Annotated in this window: 15 protein-coding genes; 7 read left to right on the plus strand and 8 right to left on the minus strand. The window is 71.3% G+C overall.

Going from position 1 to position 15,680, the window contains the following annotated elements:
• Positions 1–103: 103 nt before the first annotated feature.
• The gene (gene nagB, locus ACZ5Y0_RS05925; protein WP_469127368.1) at positions 104–889 is read right to left on the minus strand and encodes a glucosamine-6-phosphate deaminase; all 786 of its coding nucleotides are present in this window, start codon (positions 887–889) and stop codon (positions 104–106) included.
• Between the two features lie 986 nt (positions 890–1,875).
• Between nagB and ACZ5Y0_RS05930 the strand changes: the two genes are divergently transcribed.
• Entirely contained in the window at positions 1,876–3,342 is a 1,467-nt protein-coding gene (locus ACZ5Y0_RS05930; RefSeq protein WP_469127520.1) for a sensor histidine kinase, read from the plus strand.
• A gap of 169 nt (positions 3,343–3,511) precedes the next feature.
• Here the strand turns inward: ACZ5Y0_RS05930 and ACZ5Y0_RS05935 are convergent, their stop codons facing one another.
• The gene (locus tag ACZ5Y0_RS05935) at positions 3,512–3,769 is read right to left on the minus strand and encodes a WhiB family transcriptional regulator (protein ID WP_006142322.1); all 258 of its coding nucleotides are present in this window, start codon (positions 3,767–3,769) and stop codon (positions 3,512–3,514) included.
• A 319-nt stretch (positions 3,770–4,088) separates the two neighbouring features.
• The gene (locus ACZ5Y0_RS05940) at positions 4,089–5,057 is read right to left on the minus strand and encodes a diacylglycerol/lipid kinase family protein (RefSeq protein WP_469127369.1); all 969 of its coding nucleotides are present in this window, start codon (positions 5,055–5,057) and stop codon (positions 4,089–4,091) included.
• A gap of 147 nt (positions 5,058–5,204) precedes the next feature.
• On the opposite strand from ACZ5Y0_RS05940, the gene ACZ5Y0_RS05945 reads away from it, so the two are divergent.
• Positions 5,205–5,687: a hypothetical protein gene (locus tag ACZ5Y0_RS05945; protein WP_469127370.1), complete on the plus strand. Its 483-nt coding sequence runs from the start codon at positions 5,205–5,207 to the stop codon at positions 5,685–5,687.
• Positions 5,688–5,727: 40 nt separating this feature from the next.
• Here ACZ5Y0_RS05945 and ACZ5Y0_RS05950 read toward each other — a convergent pair whose 3' ends face one another.
• From ACZ5Y0_RS05950 to ACZ5Y0_RS05960, 3 genes are all read right to left on the minus strand, one after another.
• Positions 5,728–6,864: an RNA polymerase sigma factor SigF gene (locus ACZ5Y0_RS05950; protein WP_469127371.1), complete on the minus strand. Its 1,137-nt coding sequence runs from the start codon at positions 6,862–6,864 to the stop codon at positions 5,728–5,730.
• Positions 6,861–7,274, minus strand: coding sequence for an ATP-binding protein (locus ACZ5Y0_RS05955; RefSeq protein WP_073491347.1), 414 nt, complete (start codon positions 7,272–7,274; stop codon positions 6,861–6,863). The genes ACZ5Y0_RS05950 and ACZ5Y0_RS05955 overlap by 4 nt, the downstream gene beginning before the upstream one ends.
• A 267-nt stretch (positions 7,275–7,541) precedes the next feature.
• The gene (locus tag ACZ5Y0_RS05960) at positions 7,542–7,802 is read right to left on the minus strand and encodes a UBP-type zinc finger domain-containing protein (protein ID WP_469127372.1); all 261 of its coding nucleotides are present in this window, start codon (positions 7,800–7,802) and stop codon (positions 7,542–7,544) included.
• A gap of 60 nt (positions 7,803–7,862) precedes the next feature.
• On the opposite strand from ACZ5Y0_RS05960, the gene ACZ5Y0_RS05965 reads away from it, so the two are divergent.
• Positions 7,863–9,461 carry a Na+/H+ antiporter gene (locus ACZ5Y0_RS05965; RefSeq protein ID WP_469127373.1) on the plus strand — a complete coding sequence of 533 codons (1,599 nt, stop codon included), beginning with the start codon at positions 7,863–7,865 and terminating at the stop codon, positions 9,459–9,461.
• Positions 9,462–9,505: 44 nt separating this feature from the next.
• Here the strand turns inward: ACZ5Y0_RS05965 and ACZ5Y0_RS05970 are convergent, their stop codons facing one another.
• Complete coding sequence (locus ACZ5Y0_RS05970) at positions 9,506–10,417, minus strand: 1-aminocyclopropane-1-carboxylate deaminase/D-cysteine desulfhydrase (protein WP_469127374.1); 912 nt, start codon at positions 10,415–10,417, stop codon at positions 9,506–9,508.
• A gap of 174 nt (positions 10,418–10,591) precedes the next feature.
• On the opposite strand from ACZ5Y0_RS05970, the gene ACZ5Y0_RS05975 reads away from it, so the two are divergent.
• The 4 genes from ACZ5Y0_RS05975 to ACZ5Y0_RS05990 all read left to right on the plus strand — a co-directional run bounded on the left by ACZ5Y0_RS05975 (position 10,592) and on the right by ACZ5Y0_RS05990 (position 14,523).
• Positions 10,592–11,998, plus strand: a complete 1,407-nt coding sequence (locus ACZ5Y0_RS05975) for a family 2B encapsulin nanocompartment shell protein (protein WP_469127375.1) — start codon at positions 10,592–10,594, stop codon at positions 11,996–11,998.
• Positions 11,999–12,110: 112 nt separating this feature from the next.
• A complete protein-coding gene (locus ACZ5Y0_RS05980) occupies positions 12,111–13,235 on the plus strand; it encodes a family 2 encapsulin nanocompartment cargo protein polyprenyl transferase (protein ID WP_469127376.1) in 1,125 nt (374 codons plus the stop codon).
• A 427-nt stretch (positions 13,236–13,662) separates the two neighbouring features.
• A complete protein-coding gene (locus ACZ5Y0_RS05985; RefSeq protein WP_469127377.1) occupies positions 13,663–14,247 on the plus strand; it encodes a dihydrofolate reductase family protein in 585 nt (194 codons plus the stop codon).
• Between the two features lie 18 nt (positions 14,248–14,265).
• Positions 14,266–14,523, plus strand: a complete 258-nt coding sequence (locus ACZ5Y0_RS05990; protein WP_469127378.1) for a hypothetical protein — start codon at positions 14,266–14,268, stop codon at positions 14,521–14,523.
• Between the two features lie 391 nt (positions 14,524–14,914).
• Here the strand turns inward: ACZ5Y0_RS05990 and ACZ5Y0_RS05995 are convergent, their stop codons facing one another.
• Complete coding sequence (locus ACZ5Y0_RS05995) at positions 14,915–15,679, minus strand: VOC family protein (protein ID WP_469127379.1); 765 nt, start codon at positions 15,677–15,679, stop codon at positions 14,915–14,917.
• Position 15,680: the final 1 nt, after the last annotated feature.

Below are 15,680 nucleotides of genomic sequence, written 5' to 3' on the forward strand. Positions count from 1 at the left end.
CCCTATACGCCGCCCCCCCCCCCCCCCCACCCCCCCTCCCCCCCCCTCCCCTCCCCCCCCCCCCCCCCCGTCTCGTCGTGAGCGGCGTCGCAGGGAGCAGGTCTCAGATCCCCTGCCACTCCGGCTTGGCGGCGTAGGTGTGCCGGAAGTAGTCCGCGAGCTTCAGCTTGGACGCCGCGCCCTCGTCGACGACGACCGTCGCGTGCGGGTGCAGTTGGAGCGCCGAGGCGGGACAGACGGCCGCCACCGGCCCCTCGACGGTCGCGGCGACGGCGTCGGCCTTGCCCTCACCCGTGGCGAGCAGCACCAGGTGCCGTGCCTCCAGGATGGTGCCGATGCCCTGCGTGATGACGTGGTGCGGGACCTGCTCGATGTCCCCGTCGAAGAAGCGCGCGTTGTCGATCCGGGTCTGCTCGGTGAGCGTCTTGATGCGTGTCCGGGAGGCCAGCGAGGAGCAGGGTTCGTTGAACCCGATGTGCCCGTCGGTCCCGATCCCGAGCAGTTGGAGGTCCACGCCGCCGGCCGCGGACAGCGCCTGGTCGTAGGCCTCGCAGGCGGCCTGTACGTCCTCGGCGGTGCCGTCCGGCCCGAGGAAGGCGTCCATGCCGATGCCGAGCGGCTCCAGCACCTCCCGGCGCAGCACCGAGCGGTAGGACTCGGGGTGCTCGGCGGGCAGGCCCACGTACTCGTCGAGCTGGGCGATCCGGGCCCGCGAGGTGTCCACGGCACCGGAGCGCACCTGGGCCGTCAACGCCTGGTAGACCGGCAGCGGGGTGGAACCGGTGGCCACGCCGAGCAGGGCGTCGGGCTTGCGCCGCAGGAGCTGTGCGATGGCCTCGGCGATGAGTTCGCCGCCCGACCTGGCGTCCGGAACGATGACAACTTCCACGCTGGCCTGCCGTTCTGAAGAAGGGACTCGAGGGACCCGGAAGGGCTGTGTGGTTTAGACCAATCTAACAGAGTCGGGCCGGCCGGCCCAGGTGGGAGGAGCGGGCCCGAGGGGGTGCGTCGCGGCGCGGGGCGAGCGGGGGACGTCCCCCTCGTCGGCTCATGTCGGCGAACCCCCGTCCCCGCTCGGCGAGCGGTCCGCGGGCGGGGCGAGCCCCGGCGCGGCGACCCTGGCCGGCCCGTCGCCCGTCGCGCGCGGGGGGTGAAGGGCACCACGTCGGCGATGTCCGCCGGAGTGCCCACGCGCCCGAGGGCCGCACGTCCGGCGTTGCGCGCGAGGCGCGGTGGGCACTCCGGCGGCGGCCTTCTCCGGCGGCTCCCCGCCACGTCTCCTCGCCCGGGCGAGGACAGGTGGCGGTGGTGTCGATGCCGGTGTCGACGCCGCGGGGGGCGCGACGGAGTCACGGTGATCCCCGTCGGGCCGAGCGCCTTCGCAGGGTCCCAGGGTGAGGACGTCCGGGCGGGTCGCAACGGGCGCGCGAGGGGGCGGGCCGGGAGGGGCCGGAGGGTGTCGCGGAAAATTGCCATGCCCGTCTGGCCCCGCACAGGAACCCACACGGGCTAGGCTGCGTTGTGGATGCTAGGGCGTCCGAATACCTGTCCCGTTGAAAAAACGCACAAGCTCCGACACATGGACAGTCCGAAGTGGTCTAGTCCACAATGGCGGGGTGATACAGCAGACTTCCGTCTTCCCCGCACAGGAAGGCGGACCGAGGACCCGGAGCTCTCTGCCCTGACTGCCCCGGATCCTCACCCTCGGCCGGCGGGACCGCACACCCCGCGGCCGATATTGCTCCGGGCTGCGGTGCCGGGAGGGCTGAGGGTCCCTCTCAGGCGCCGCGGCCCGCGGGTGTCTCCGGGGCGGTGGTCGTCGACGGTTTTTAGGCCCCGCACATACCCCCAGGTACGCTCGCAGACGTGCCCTCCATGAACGAACTCGTACGCCAGCACACCGCACTCGGGGACTCCGACCTCGAGTGGCTGCACCTGCTGGTCTCGGAGTGGCAGTTGCTCTCCGACCTCTCCTTCGCCGACCTGGTCCTGTGGGTCCCCACGCGGGACGGCACCCGCTATGTCTCCGTCGCCCAGATGCGCCCCAACACCGGCCCCACCTCCTACCAGGACGACATGGTCGGCCACCTCGTCCCGCGCGGCCGCCGACCTCTGCTGGACGCCGCCCTCGACGAGGGCCGGATCGTGCGCGAAGGCGACCCGGAGTGGCGTGAGGAGGTCCCCGTCCGGGTCGAGTCGATCCCCGTACGGCGCGAGGGCCGAGTCCTCGGTGTGATCGCCCGCAACACCAATCTCCTCACCGTGCGGACCCCGAGCCGCCTGGAGCTGACCTACCTCCAGAGCGCCTCCGACCTCGCGCAGATGATCGCGGCAGGCTCCTTCCCGTTCCCCGACCAGCAGATGGACATGGACGCGGCCCCGCGCGTCGGCGACGGCCTCATCCGCCTCGATGCCGACGGGGTCGTCCAGTACGCCTCCCCCAACGCGCTCTCCGCATACCACCGCATGGGCCTCGCCTCCGACCTGGTGGGCCACAACCTCGGCCTGACGACCGCCGAACTCGCCCCCACGCGAGGGCCGGTGGACGAGGCCCTCGCCAAGGTCGCCAGCGGCTGGGCACCCCGCGAGTTCGAGGTCGAGGCGCACGACGGCGTCATCCAGTTCCGGGCCATCCCGCTCAAGCCCAAGGGCACCCGCATCGGTTCGCTCGTCCTCCTCCGGGACGTCACCGAACTGCGGCGCCGCGAGCGTGAGTTGATCACCAAGGACGCGACCATCCGGGAGATCCACCACCGGGTGAAGAACAACCTCCAGACCGTGGCCGCCCTGTTGCGGCTCCAGGCCCGCCGGATCGAGTCCGAGCGGGGCAGGGAGGCCCTGGAGGAGGCGGTCCGGCGCGTCGGCTCCATCGCCATCGTCCATGAGACGCTGTCTCAGAACCTGGACGAGCGCGTCGAGTTCGACGAGATCGCCGACCGGGTCCTGGCGATGGTGGCGGAGATCTCGCCGGGCAAGGTGGCCGGACGGCGCACCGGGCGCTTCGGCATCCTCGACGCGGAGGTCGCCACCCCCCTGTCCATGGTGCTCACCGAAATCCTCCAGAACGCCCTGGAGCACGGCTTCCGTGAGGGTGACACCGGCACGGTCGAGGTCTCGGCGGTCCGCGGCGGCACCACCAAGGAGGCCCGACTGCTGGTCACCGTCCAGGACGACGGCGTCGGCCTGCCCGAGGGATTCGACCCGCACACCTCGGGCAACCTCGGCCTTCAGATCGTGCGGACGCTGGTCGAGGGGGAGTTGGGGGGATCCTTCGACATGGTCCCGGCGCCGGAGCGGGGTACGCAGGTGATCCTGGACATTCCGGTGCGGGCGCAGAAGTGACTCCAGGCCGGGGACAGCAAGAAGCCCCGGACCGTTCAGGGGTCCGGGGCTCGAATGCTCGTTGCCAGCGTGTGCTGCGCATCGGGGGTACTGCGCGCTGCGGCTCGGGGGCGGGAGATGCGTACACGCTGTACGCGCCGCCAAGCTCAGGCTCGCGGGGCGGGTGTTGTCAGGCGGAGGCCTGACGGGCCCGGTTGCGGGCGGCGCGGCGCTTCATCGCGCGGCGCTCGTCCTCGCTGAGGCCACCCCAGACGCCGGAGTCCTGACCGGACTCGAGCGCCCACTGCAGACACTGATCCATAACGGGGCAGCGGCGGCAGACGGCCTTGGCTTCCTCGATCTGCAGCAGCGCAGGACCGGTGTTGCCGATGGGGAAGAAGAGCTCGGGGTCTTCCTCGCGGCAAACGGCGTTGTGACGCCAGTCCATGGCTGCTACCTCTCCTTGGTATTACATGCACGTTGCTTGTGAATGTGAACGCTTTCACGAATCCCTCAACAAGTGAAGGGCCACGTGCCAGGTTCCCTGGCGCGGTCCTGTGAATTGAAGAGGGGTTCTGGTGATCAGTGGAGGCTGGTTCTGCGGGCCGTCCCGATCGCCACCTAGAGACTCGCAAACCTCAGCGACGGATACAACCCCTTCCGGAAAGTTTTTTTTGATTCCTCGGTGTCGACTAGGTCACAGCCGTACTTCCATGGGGTGGATCCTGGTCTAAACGTTCGAGTGAAAGGACTTCAGCCCTTTCTGCTCACACAATCACACGCAGTGCACGGCGTACGCCTGTGAACGTCACGCTGGTACGCAGCCCTAGGTGGTCACCGTCCATCTGGAGGGGCAACGGGGCCTTCGAATGCAAGGTGAACTGGTCCAGATCGTGCAAGGACACGGCATGCTTTCCATGGGGTCCCCGCTCGGGGGACGAAGTGAGCAACTGGGTCCCATACCGGACAACCGAAGCCGTCGACAGACGGCTGAGACCCAACACGTCGAGCCCGGTATCGAACGAGGCCTTAGGTGAGGCGTACACCGGGCGATTGCCCAGATAGGTCCACGGAGCGGTGTTGCAGACGATGGACAGCACCAAATCGGTCACGGGCTCCGCGCCCGGCCGCTCCAGGGTGATCGAACCGTGCCGGCGCTGAGGCTCGCCGAGGAGTTGGCGCACGGCCTGGCGGACGTAGAGCGCGTGGGTCGATCTCCTGCCGCGCTCACGCTGCTGTTCGACCCGGCCGACCACTCCGGCGTCGAAACCGAGCCCGGCGTTGAAGGTGAACCAGCGCGCCGGCACCGCCTCGTCCTCCGTGCCCGGTGTGCCGGAGGTCAGCCCCAGCCCGACCGTACGCTCCCGGCCCTCGCGCAGGGCGTCCAGCAGGGCGCCGGTCGCCTCCACGGGGTCGTTGGGCAGGCCGAGGGCGCGGGCGAAGACGTTGGTGGAGCCGCCGGGGACGACGGCGATGCCGGGCAGTTTCTCGGGGTCGGGACCGGCGTGCAGCAGCCCGTTCACCACTTCGTTGATGGTGCCGTCGCCGCCGAGGGCGACGACCATGTCTATGTCGTCGCTCAGCGCGGCCTGCCGACCGAGGTCCCGTGCGTGCCCGCGGTACTCGGTGGTGACCGCCTCCAGCTTCATCTCGCTGGCGAGCGCGTGGATGAGGACGTCGCGCGTCCGTGCACTGGTAGTGGTTGCCGCCGGATTGACCACGAGAAGTGCACGCATGGATGGCAGCGTACCTACTGGGTGGTACCGGGGCACAAGGCCGAACGGGGATCGGCCCGGACCCCACGGCGTGAGCCGTGACACCACGGGACGCGTGGGGCCGGAGGGGACGGAGCCGGGCAGCGGAGCGGCGGTTACCCTGCTGGGGTGAGCAGCGAGCGGAATCCCGCCACCCCGAACGAGAACGCCGGAGACGCGGCGGGCACGGAACCCGCGGGCCCCCGCCCCCGCCGCCTGACGTACGCCGCGGCGCTCGTCGCCCTGGAGGGGCTGGCTCTGGTCGTCGGCGGGCTCTGGATCCTCGTGCTCGGCATCGCCGGTGACCCCGAGGACCGGCGGCAGGCCGTCACCGGCGGGGTGACCCTGGTGGTCCTCGCTCTTCTGCCCCTGCTCGCCGCTCGCGGACTGCTGGGCCGCCGGAGCTGGAGCCGAGGGCCTGCCGTCATCACCCAGATCATGGCGCTGCCCGTCGCCTACAACCTGCTCCAGGCCGACAGCGTGGCGATCCCGGCGGGCATCGCGCTCGCGGTCGTCGCCGTCGCCGCGCTGGTCCTGATCGTCAACGGCGAGACGACCCGGGCCCTGGGGATCCGGGGGCCCGGCAACGCCGACAGCGGCGCCGAGAAGTAGCGGCGGCCGTCGCGGCTCTGCCGACGGACCGGAGGAGGGGTCACTCCTCGACGAGCAGCTTCTCCCGGAGCTGGGCCAGTGTGCGCGCCAGCAGGCGGGAGACGTGCATCTGGGAGATGCCGACCTCCTGCGCGATCTGCGACTGCGTCATGTTGCCGAAGAAGCGAAGCAGCAGGATCCGCTTCTCGCGCGGCGGAAGGTCCTCGAGGAGCGGCTTGAGCGACTCGCGGTACTCGACGCCCTCCAGCGCCTCGTCCTCGGCTCCGAGGGTGTCGGCGACCGCCGGGGACTCGTCGTCGGTGTCGGGGACGTCCAGCGACAGGGTCGAGTACGCGTTGGCCGACTCCAGACCCTCCAGGACCTCTTCCTCCGAGATCGCCAGCTTCTCGGCCAGCTCGTGCACGGTCGGCGAGCGGCCGTGCAGCTGAGACAGCTCGGCCGTGGCCGTCGTGAGGGACAGCCGCAGCTCCTGGAGCCTGCGCGGCACCCGCACCGCCCAGCCCTTGTCCCGGAAATGCCGCTTGATCTCACCGACGACCGTCGGCGTCGCATACGTCGAGAACTCCACGCCGCGGTCCGGGTCGAAGCGGTCGACCGACTTGATCAGACCGATGGTGGCGACCTGGGTGAGATCGTCCAGCGGCTCCCCGCGGTTGCGGAAGCGGCGCGCGAGGTGCTCGACGAGCGGCAGGTGCATGCGGACCAGCTGGTTGCGCAGCTCCGCGTACTCCGGGCTGCCCTCGCTCAGCGCGCGCAGCTCGACGAACTTCGCGCGTGCCCCGCTGCGGTCCTGGGGTTCGCGCGCCTGCGGAACCGGCTGCCGGGGCGCGGGTTGCCGGGGTTCGTGCCGCGTGCCCGGCACGCCGTGTTCGTCGTCTCGCTCGTGCTCGCTCATCGTCCCGCCCGTCGCCCTCTGTCGAGCCTCTTCCTCGGCCCGGCCGGGGGTACCCCCGATCCGCCTCTCCCGAGGCGGCTGCCGCTCGGCACTCTCCGGGGAGCCGGTCCCCGCGGCGGCCGGATCGTCCTCCGGATGCGGCCGGGCCTGCTCGGGAATGCCGTCGATGCCGTCCGCCATGCGTCGGGAACCGCCCGGAGAGAGTGCCGTCCCGGCGCTCTCCGCCGGCAGTTCCCGTGTGCCGCGCTCCTCGTCCCGCACCGGCCCGTCCCCGTTCCTCACGCCGGCCCGGGTCCCGCGCCGCGCTGTTTGTAGAGGCTGATCGAAACGGTTCTGTCCTCGTCCACGGCGGAGGAGACCTTGCCCGCGAGGGCGGACAGCACCGTCCAGGCGAAGGTGTCGCGCGCGGGCGCGTGCCCGTCGGTGGTCGGTGCCGAGACGGTGACCTCCAGCGAGTCGTCGACCAGGCGGAAGACACAACTGAGGACCGAACCGGGCACGGCCTGCTGGAGCAGGATCGCGCAGGCCTCGTCCACCGCGATGCGCAGGTCCTCGATCTCGTCCAGGGTGAAGTCCAAACGGGCCGCGAGGCCGGCCGTGGCCGTCCGCAGCACCGACAGGTAGGCACCCGCAGCCGGCAGCCGGACTTCCACGAAGTCCTGGGTCGCGGGCTCGCCTGCGATCTGGGACACCCTCACCTCCAAGGTGGTACAAGCTTTTCGGGGCCGAGGGTCACCCCCCGGGTAACGCGTGTGTGGTGTAGCGGTGACGCTATCGCGCTCTCATCCGTCCTGTCCCCGGGACCCCAACCCCTGTCGTCACTCACAGTAAAGCTGTGAACACGCTCCGTGTCTAGGGGTCTGTCGGCCCAAAAGGGAAGAGGGTGCGCCGGGTTGACGTACCCAGGCGTCAGATGCTCGAACCGTACCCGGTCGACGGACGGGCCGTCTCGGAGCGGCTCACACGAGAACGTGGTCGACGAAGCACCATCGCCAGTTCTCACCGGGTTCGAAGGTCCGCATGATCGGATGGCCCGAGTCCTTGTGGTGTTCCGTGGCGTGGCGGCCCGGCGACGAGTCGCAGCAGCCCACGTGGCCGCACGTCAGGCACAGCCGCAGCTGCACCGGGTGGGTGCCGTCCCGCAGGCACTCCGGACACGTCTCACCGAGCGGGACGGGGTCGGGGTGCGGCAGCGCGTCGGCGTGCGTGCACTGTTTCATGATTGCCAGGTTACGACGGTCGTGCCGACGACCGCGCGGAAAGACGAGGGCGGGCGAAACATGGACGTGATGCCAATGCTGTTGCTGGTGGCGGGCAGCGCGGCGATCGCCGCGGCGGCCCGGCGCACGCCGGTGCCGGCGCCGCTGCTGCTGGTCGCCGTCGGTCTGGCCGTGTCGTACGTCCCCGGGGTCCCCGACTACACCCTCGACCCCGAGGTCGTCCTGCCGCTCCTGCTGCCCCCCCTGCTGTACACCTCCGCCACCGACAGCTCCTATCTCGACCTGCGCGCCCAGTTGCGGGCCGTGGCACTGCTGTCGGTCGGGTACGTCCTCTTCGCGACGCTCGCCGTCGGCTGGGTCGCTCATCTGATCATCCCCGGACTGCCGCTGACCGCGGCACTGGTGCTGGGCGCGGTGGTGGCGCCGCCCGACGCCGTCGCGGCGACGGCGGTGGCGCGCAGGGTGGGCCTGCCGTCGAGGGTGACCACGATCCTCCAGGGCGAGTCCCTGCTGAACGACGCCACCGCGATCACCGCCTTCAAGGTGGCCCTCGCGGTCGTCGTCGGAGAGGGCGCGTCCTGGGCCGGCGGGATCGAGGAGTTCCTGGTGGCGGCGGTCGGCGGCACCGCTGTCGGCCTGATCCTGATGGCCCCCCTGCACTGGCTGCGGACCCACCTGAAGGAGCCGCTCCTACAGAACACCCTCTCCCTCCTCATCCCGTTCGTCGCGTACGCCTCCGCCGAGCAGTTCCACGCCTCCGGCGTCATCGCCGTGGTCGTCGTCGCCCTCTACCTCGGCCACCGCGCGTGGGAGGTCGACTTCGCCACCCGGCTCCAGGAGGGCGCGGTGTGGAAGATGGTCGCCTTCGTCCTGGAGTCGGCGGTCTTCGCCCTCATCGGCCTGCAACTACAGGTCATCCTGAAAGGCCTCGGCGACTACGAGGGCCTGGACGCCGCCTGGTACGCCGTCGTCCTCTTCCTCGTGGTCGTCGCGGTCCGCTTCCTGTGGGTGTGTCCGGCGACCTTCCTGCCCCGGCTGCTGTCGGCACGCGTCCGCGCGCGCGAGGAGAACCCGACCTGGCGGGCGCCCATCGTCATCGGCTGGGCCGGCATGCGTGGCGTCGTCTCGCTCGCCATCGCCTTCTCCATCCCCGTCACCGTGGACCACGGCGAGGGGCCCTTCCCGCAGCGCAACCTGATCCTCTTCCTGACCTTCACCACGGTCATCGGGACCCTCGTCGTGCAGGGCCTGACCCTTCCCCCACTGATCCGTTTGCTGAAGTTCCCCGGACCCGACCCGCAGGCCGCGACCCTCGCCGAGGCCAACGCCCAGGCACAGGCCTCCCGGATTGCCGAACGGCGGCTGGAGGAAATGCTGTCCGACGAGCGCAACACCCTGCCCCCGCCCCTCGTCGACCGCCTGCGCAATGTCCTCGAACGCCGCCGCAACGCCGTCTGGGAACGCCTCGGCCAGGTCAACCCGGTCACCGGCGAAACCGCCGACGAGACGTACCGCCGCCTGTCCCGAGAGATGATCAGCGCCGAGCGCGAGGTCTTCGTGCGCCTGCGCGACGGTCGCCACATCGACGACGAGATGCTGCGGACACTGCTGCGCAGACTGGACCTGGAGGAGGCCGCGGCGTACCGCGAGGCCGAATAGCGGCACCTCGGCGGCCGTTCCGGAGCACCGGGCGCGCGGGTCGCTCAAGAGGCGAACGGCGCTCCCGTCACCACTGCCGCGAGCCGCGTCCCGCGCGGGAACGCGCCCTCCTCGACGAGAGCGACGAGCCCGTACAGCGACTTGGCGACATAGAGACGCTCGACCGGCAGGCCGTGCCGCTGCTCGAAGTCCTCGGCGAAGGCTTCGAGGGCGGGCGTGGTGCGGGCGTACCCGCCGAAGTGGAAACGCTCGTCCAGCTGCCAGTCGCCCACCCGGCCGCCGAAGGCCTCCGCCTGGAGTGCCCGTATCCCGTCGCCGAGGAAGCCGCCCTTGAGGACCGGTATGCCGAGCGCCCGCCGGCCGGGGCCCAGGCCGGCGGCGAGGCCCGCGAGAGTGCCGCCGGTGCCGCAGGCGAGGGCCACGACGTCGGCGTGGTCGCGCAGCTCCTCGCCGAGGGCCCGGCAGCCGCGGACGGCGGCCGCGTTGCTGCCGCCCTCGGGCACGACGTAGGCGTCCTCCGTACCCGCCGCGCGCAGGACGGCCGCCAGGATGGTGGGGTCGGTCTTGCGGCGGTAGGTCGCCCGGTCGACGAAGTGCAGCCGCATCCCGTCGGCCGCGCAGCGGGCCAGGGAGGGGTTGAGGGGGCGGTCCGCCAGCTCGTCGCCGCGAACCACCCCGACCGTGGTGAGGCCCAGCAGGCGGCCGGCAGCGGCCGTGGCCCGCAGGTGGTTGGAGTACGCGCCCCCGAACGTCACGACCGGCCGCCCGGCCGCCGCCTCCAGGTTCGGTACGAGCTTGCGCCACTTGTTGCCGATCAGCTCGGGGTGGATCAGGTCGTCCCGTTTGAGCAGCAGCCGTACGCCGTGCCGCGCGAACCGCTCGTCGGGCACCTCCTCCAGCGGCGAGGGCAGCCTGGGGCGCAGGGTGCCGGAGTCGAACGGAACGGGCGTCGTCACCCCGCCATTGTCGAACACCGTTCGTGCGAAAACTCGTCGTGCCCAAACCGGCGTTGATCCATTCCCGCTCTTTCGGGTAATGGCACGAACACAATGAGTGATGGAAGGCTTGTCTGCGAGAACAGTGCGGCGGCGCAGAACGGCGCCGGTGCATCACTGGGAGGGCAATTTCCTATGTCGGTAGGCGAAGAAGTCCGCGCTGAGCAGGACAAGCCGCAGCAGAGCCTCGGCACCGCGGCCGCGCGGAACCTGGCCACCACCACCAAGTCCGTGCCGCAGATGCAGGAGATCAGCTCCCGCTGGCTGTTGCGGAATCTGCCGTGGGTCGACGTCCAGGGCGGTACGTACCGCGTGAACCGGCGCCTGACGTACGCCGTCGGCGACGGCCGGGTCACCTTCGTCAAGACCGGCGACCGCGTCGAGGTCATCCCCGCGGAGCTGGGCGAACTTCCCGCACTGCGGTCGTACGAGGACGAGGAGGTGTTGTCGGAGCTGGCCTCGCGCTGCCGACAGCACGAGTACGCGCCGGGCGAGGTCGTCGCCTCCTTCGGCAGCCGCACCGACGAGGTCTACCTCCTCGCGCACGGCAGGGTCGAGAAGGTCGGCACCGGCCCCTACGGCGACGACCAGGTGCTCGGAGTCCTCGCCGACGGCGCCTACTTCGGCGACCAGGCGCTGCTCGACCCGGAAGCCATCTGGGAGTACACCGCACGGGCGGACACCGCCTGCACCGTGCTGATCCTGTCCCGTCAGGACTTCGAGCAGGTCGCCCAGCGTGCCGACTCGCTGACCGAGCATCTGCGGAGTCTGCGCTCGATCCCCGCGCAGGCGACCAACCGCTACGGCGAGAAGGCCGTCGACCTGGCCGCGGGCCACGCCGGCGAGCCGGACATCCCACACACCTTCGTGGACTACGACGCCCGGCCGCGCGAGTACGAACTGAGCATCGCCCAGACCGTCCTGCGCATCCACTCGCGCGTGGCCGACCTGTACAACCAGCCGATGAACCAGACCGAGCAGCAGCTGCGGCTGACGGTGGAGGCGTTGAAGGAGCGCCAGGAGCACGAGCTGGTCAACAACCGCGAGTTCGGCCTGCTCCACAACTGCGAGTACGACCAGCGGATCCAGCCGTACGACGGCGTCCCCGGCCCGGACGACCTGGACGAGCTGCTCAGCCGCCGTCGCGGCACCAAGATGCTTCTCGCCCACCCGCGCGCGATCGCCGCGATCGGCCGCGAACTCAACAGGCGGGGGCTCGTCCCCGAGACGATCGACGTCGCCGGCAACCGGATCCCCACCTGGCGGGGGGTGCCGATCTACCCGTGCAACAAGATCCCGGTGACCGAGGCCCGAACCACCTCGATCATCGCGATGCGCCTCGGCCAGGAGGACCAGGGCGTCATCGGCCTGCGCCAGTCCGGCATCCCGGACGAGATCGAGCCGAGTCTGTCGGTGCGTTTCATGGGCATCAACGAACAGGCCATCATCAAGTACCTGGTCACGGCCTACTACTCGGCGGCGGTGCTGGTACCGGACGCGCTGGGGGTCCTGGAGAACGTCGAGATCGGTCGCTGGCAGTGACCTCGCCCGTGCGGACGCCGTGTCCCCGGTCATCCGGGCCGGTGCGCCCAGGGGGTGCGTACCCGGTGGCAGCACGTCCGGCGCCGTGCGCGGGCCCGGCGAGGGGGACTCGATGACCGAGTACGTGACGCGGGCCGGGCCGCGCCCCGACGAGACACGGGAGAGGGGACGGGTCATCCCGAGTCAGGCCGACGGCGGCTCAGGGGCGCTCGACGGGCACGAGGCGGCGGCGATCCTCGAGGAGACCCGAGGATCGGTCGACCCGGCGCTCCGAGGGGCACTCGACTCGCTCCCCGGCTCCTTGCGGCGGGTCTCGCTCTACCACTTCGGCTGGGAGCACGCGGACGGCACACCGGCCGCGGGCAACGCGGGCAAGGCGATCCGGCCGGCGCTGGTACTCGCCGCGGCCGCCGCCCTCGGCGGCCCGGCGGCGCGGACGGCGGCCGTCCCGGCGGCCGCCGCCGTCGAGCTGGTCCACAACTTCACGCTGTTGCACGACGACGTGATGGACCGGGACGCCACCCGTCGGCACCGCCCCACCGCCTGGACCGTGTTCGGCGACGCCGGCGCGATCCTCGCCGGGGACGCGCTCCAGGCGCTCGCCCTCGGGATGCTCGCCGCGGACCCGCATCCGGCGTCCTCGGCCGCTGCCGCCCGCCTCGCGGGCTGTGTCGTCGAGCTGTGTGCCGGCCAGCACTCGGACACCGCCATGGAGGCGCTGGGCCCGGCCGAGGTCACCCTCGACGAGGTCCTCGCCATGGCCGAGGCCAAGACCGGCGCGCTGCTCGGCTGCGCCTGCGCCCTCGGAGCGCTGTACGCGGGGGCGGCAGAGGAGGATGTCGAGGCACTGGACGCGTTCGGCCGTGGGGCGGGGCTCGCCTTCCAGCTCATCGACGACGTGATCGGCATATGGGGAGACCCGCGGCACACCGGCAAACCGGCCGGTGCCGACCTGGTCGCCCGCAAGAAGTCCCTGCCGGTGGTCGCCGCGCTCGGCTCCGGCACCCCGGCCGCCGCGGAACTCGCCGAGCTGTACGCCGTCCCCCATGAGCACGGGGACGACCTGGAGCGCATGACGCTGGCCGTCGAGCGGGCCGGCGGCCGGGAATGGGCACAGGAACAGGCGGCCGACCGCATGGCCCGGGCGATGTCCGAGCTGGCCCGCGCCGTCCCGGACCCGGAGTCGGCGGGTGGCCTGCTGTCCCTGGCGGAGTTCGTGACTCGCCGCAGCATGTGAGGAGGGGGTCACCGAAGCGGTTCTGAAAGTCCCCGGACCTCCGGGATCGTGCGGCTCCTTACTCCGTACGGACCCGAGGGGACCGGCCCGGCGGGTTCCGCACATCCCCACGGCGTGCGGGACCCGCCTCTTCGCGCGCCCCCGTGGACGTCCAGAGATCCGGCCGCGTCAGCCCACGGGCACGACCCCGCGCGCCGGGCAGGCGATGGGTGGCCTCCGGGGCGCGCCCCTGGATCCGGGGCGCGCACCTGCATTCCTCGATCCGGCGGCCGCCAGGGCCGCTCGGCGTTCCGGACCCCCGTTCATACGGAACCCCTCCTACCACTTGTCCAGGTTCCCGGGAAGCCTCCGGAAATTCCTTGCAATAACTACGGGTGAAGTACTACAACTGGAGTTGTTCGAGATCAGCCCAAGAGAAGAGACCGGCTTGCGAAAACTCACCTACTACGTCGCCTGCTCCATCGACGGCTTCATCGGGGACCCTCAGGGCGACGCCTCGTCGATGTTCGCGTTCCTGGACGAGGAGTTCCTCGGCTATCTGGCCTCCACGTATCCCGACACCATCGCGGCCCAGGGCCGTGAGCCGATGGGCCTGAAGGACGCCGAGAACCCGAACTTCGACAGCGTGATCCAGGGCCGGGCCAGCTACCAGCTGGCGCTCGACGCCGGCATCACCAGCCCCTACGGGCACCTGCGTGAGTTCGTCGCCTCCCGGACCCTCGGTGCCTCGCCCGACCCGAACGTCGAGATCATCGACGGCGACCTGGTCGCCCGGGTCCGCGAGCTCAAGGCCGAGGACGGCGGGCTCGGCATCTGGCTCTGCGGCGGCTCGCGCATCGCCGGCGAACTGCTCGACGAGATCGACGAACTCGTCATCAAGACCTACCCGCAGGTCTACGGCTCCGGCATGCCGATGTTCGGCGCGGACTTCTCGGTGACCGACTTCAGTCTGGAGTCCGTGCGCACCTTCTCCAACGGAGTGCTCGTGCGTACCTACGCACGGAAGCGATGACCGGCCTACCCTGAGGAAATGGACAGGAAAAAGCATCTTTGTCCCACCTGTGGGCAGACCGTGGACACGGTGGTCCGGCGCCACAAGACGCTGGGCGCGTGGGTACCGAGCTGGGTCGCGGGCCCGTGCCACAACCCCGACTGCGGCGCGTACGTCGAGCCCGGCGCCGAACAGCACGGCCACACCGCGGACACCGGGCACGCCGAACAGCACGGCCGCGCCGAGTCGCCGGAGCATGCCGACGAACCCGGCGCCCCGACCGCCCCCGCCTCCTGACGCCGGCCCGGCCGGGCCGGCGTGGTGACCGAACGGGGGCGGCCGTGACGGATGCCCGAGGGCGCCGTCGCAGAGCCCGGCGGCGAGCCGTCGTCGTACGGCCGCTGACGGCTGGGGCCGGAGGCGTTGACGCCGTGGTTGCAGGACGCGCCCAGGCCGTCGCAACCGGCCGCCCGGCACAGGGCGCCCACGCCGCCGCCGGAGACGGACGCGGACGACTTACCGGGGTGCGCGACGCCGGCAGCGGCGGCCGGTGAGCCCACGGTCGTGGTGTCCGCACGCCGAAGCCGGGCGCGTTTCGAAAGTAGCGTCGCCGCCCGCACGGAGGGCTCGACGACGCGGCGAGCGCCCGCGCAGGCGTCGCCGGGCAGGCGGGACTTCCGCACACCTCCTAGGCCCCCGGCAGCCCGCCCGTCTCCGCGTCGCGGCCCGTCAGGCAGTACGGGGCACCCGCCGGGTCGCGCAGGACCGTCCAGTGAGGGTGGGCGGCGACGAACCGCGCGCCGAGCCGCTCGTGCCGGGCGCGGACCGCGTCGATGTCCGGGCCGCACGCGAGGTCGAGGTGGGCGGAGACGGGCCGCTCCTCGCCCAGGCGCTGGAGCAGGAGCCGTAGGGGGAGTCCGGGCGGCGGCGTCAGAACGTGGAACTCCGGCAGCGAGCCCGGCCGGGACGTCCAGTCGGGCAGGAGCCGGCTCCAGAAGGCCACTTCGGCGTCGTACGCGGACGGTGGGATGTCGAGGCCGACCTGGTCCAGGCGGCTGCCGGTCACCACGGGCGGACGTACGGACTCGCCGTGCCAGGGCACCGCGCAGAACGACTGACCGGCGGGGGAGCGCAGTACGGCCCACCCGTCGTGGGTGGCGACCGTGTGCGCGCCGGAGTCCAGCGCCACGGCGACGAACCCCTCGACGTCCTCGACGCAGAAGTCCGGATGGGCACCGCCCGTGTCGTCGTCGACCGCCTGGACCTTCACGCAGGCGTCGGCCCCCTCCGGAAGCAGGGTGGCGAACTCGCCCTTGTCACCCCGGAGTTCGGACAGGCCCGTGTCCGTGACGGCGGCCCAGAAGGCGCACGCCCGATCGAAGTGCTCGGCGGGCCGGTCGATGAAGGCATGTGTCCAGCGGACGTGGGCGCGGGTAGCGGTGCGGGGACTCATG

Source organism: Streptomyces sp. NPDC033216 (assembly GCF_055577115.1).

Coding starts and splice junctions, on each gene's coding strand:
- ACZ5Y0_RS05930 (WP_469127520.1), top strand. CDS start 1,876: ATGAACGAACTCGTACGCCAGCACACCGCACTCGGGGACTCCGACCTC.
- ACZ5Y0_RS05995 (WP_469127379.1), bottom strand. CDS start 15,679: ATGAGTCCCCGCACCGCTACCCGCGCCCACGTCCGCTGGACACATGCC.
- ACZ5Y0_RS05990 (WP_469127378.1), top strand. CDS start 14,266: ATGGACAGGAAAAAGCATCTTTGTCCCACCTGTGGGCAGACCGTGGAC.
- ACZ5Y0_RS05960 (WP_469127372.1), bottom strand. CDS start 7,802: ATGAAACAGTGCACGCACGCCGACGCGCTGCCGCACCCCGACCCCGTC.
- ACZ5Y0_RS05940 (WP_469127369.1), bottom strand. CDS start 5,057: ATGCGTGCACTTCTCGTGGTCAATCCGGCGGCAACCACTACCAGTGCA.
- ACZ5Y0_RS05935 (WP_006142322.1), bottom strand. CDS start 3,769: ATGGACTGGCGTCACAACGCCGTTTGCCGCGAGGAAGACCCCGAGCTC.
- ACZ5Y0_RS05965 (WP_469127373.1), top strand. CDS start 7,863: ATGGACGTGATGCCAATGCTGTTGCTGGTGGCGGGCAGCGCGGCGATC.
- ACZ5Y0_RS05980 (WP_469127376.1), top strand. CDS start 12,111: ATGACCGAGTACGTGACGCGGGCCGGGCCGCGCCCCGACGAGACACGG.
- ACZ5Y0_RS05975 (WP_469127375.1), top strand. CDS start 10,592: ATGTCGGTAGGCGAAGAAGTCCGCGCTGAGCAGGACAAGCCGCAGCAG.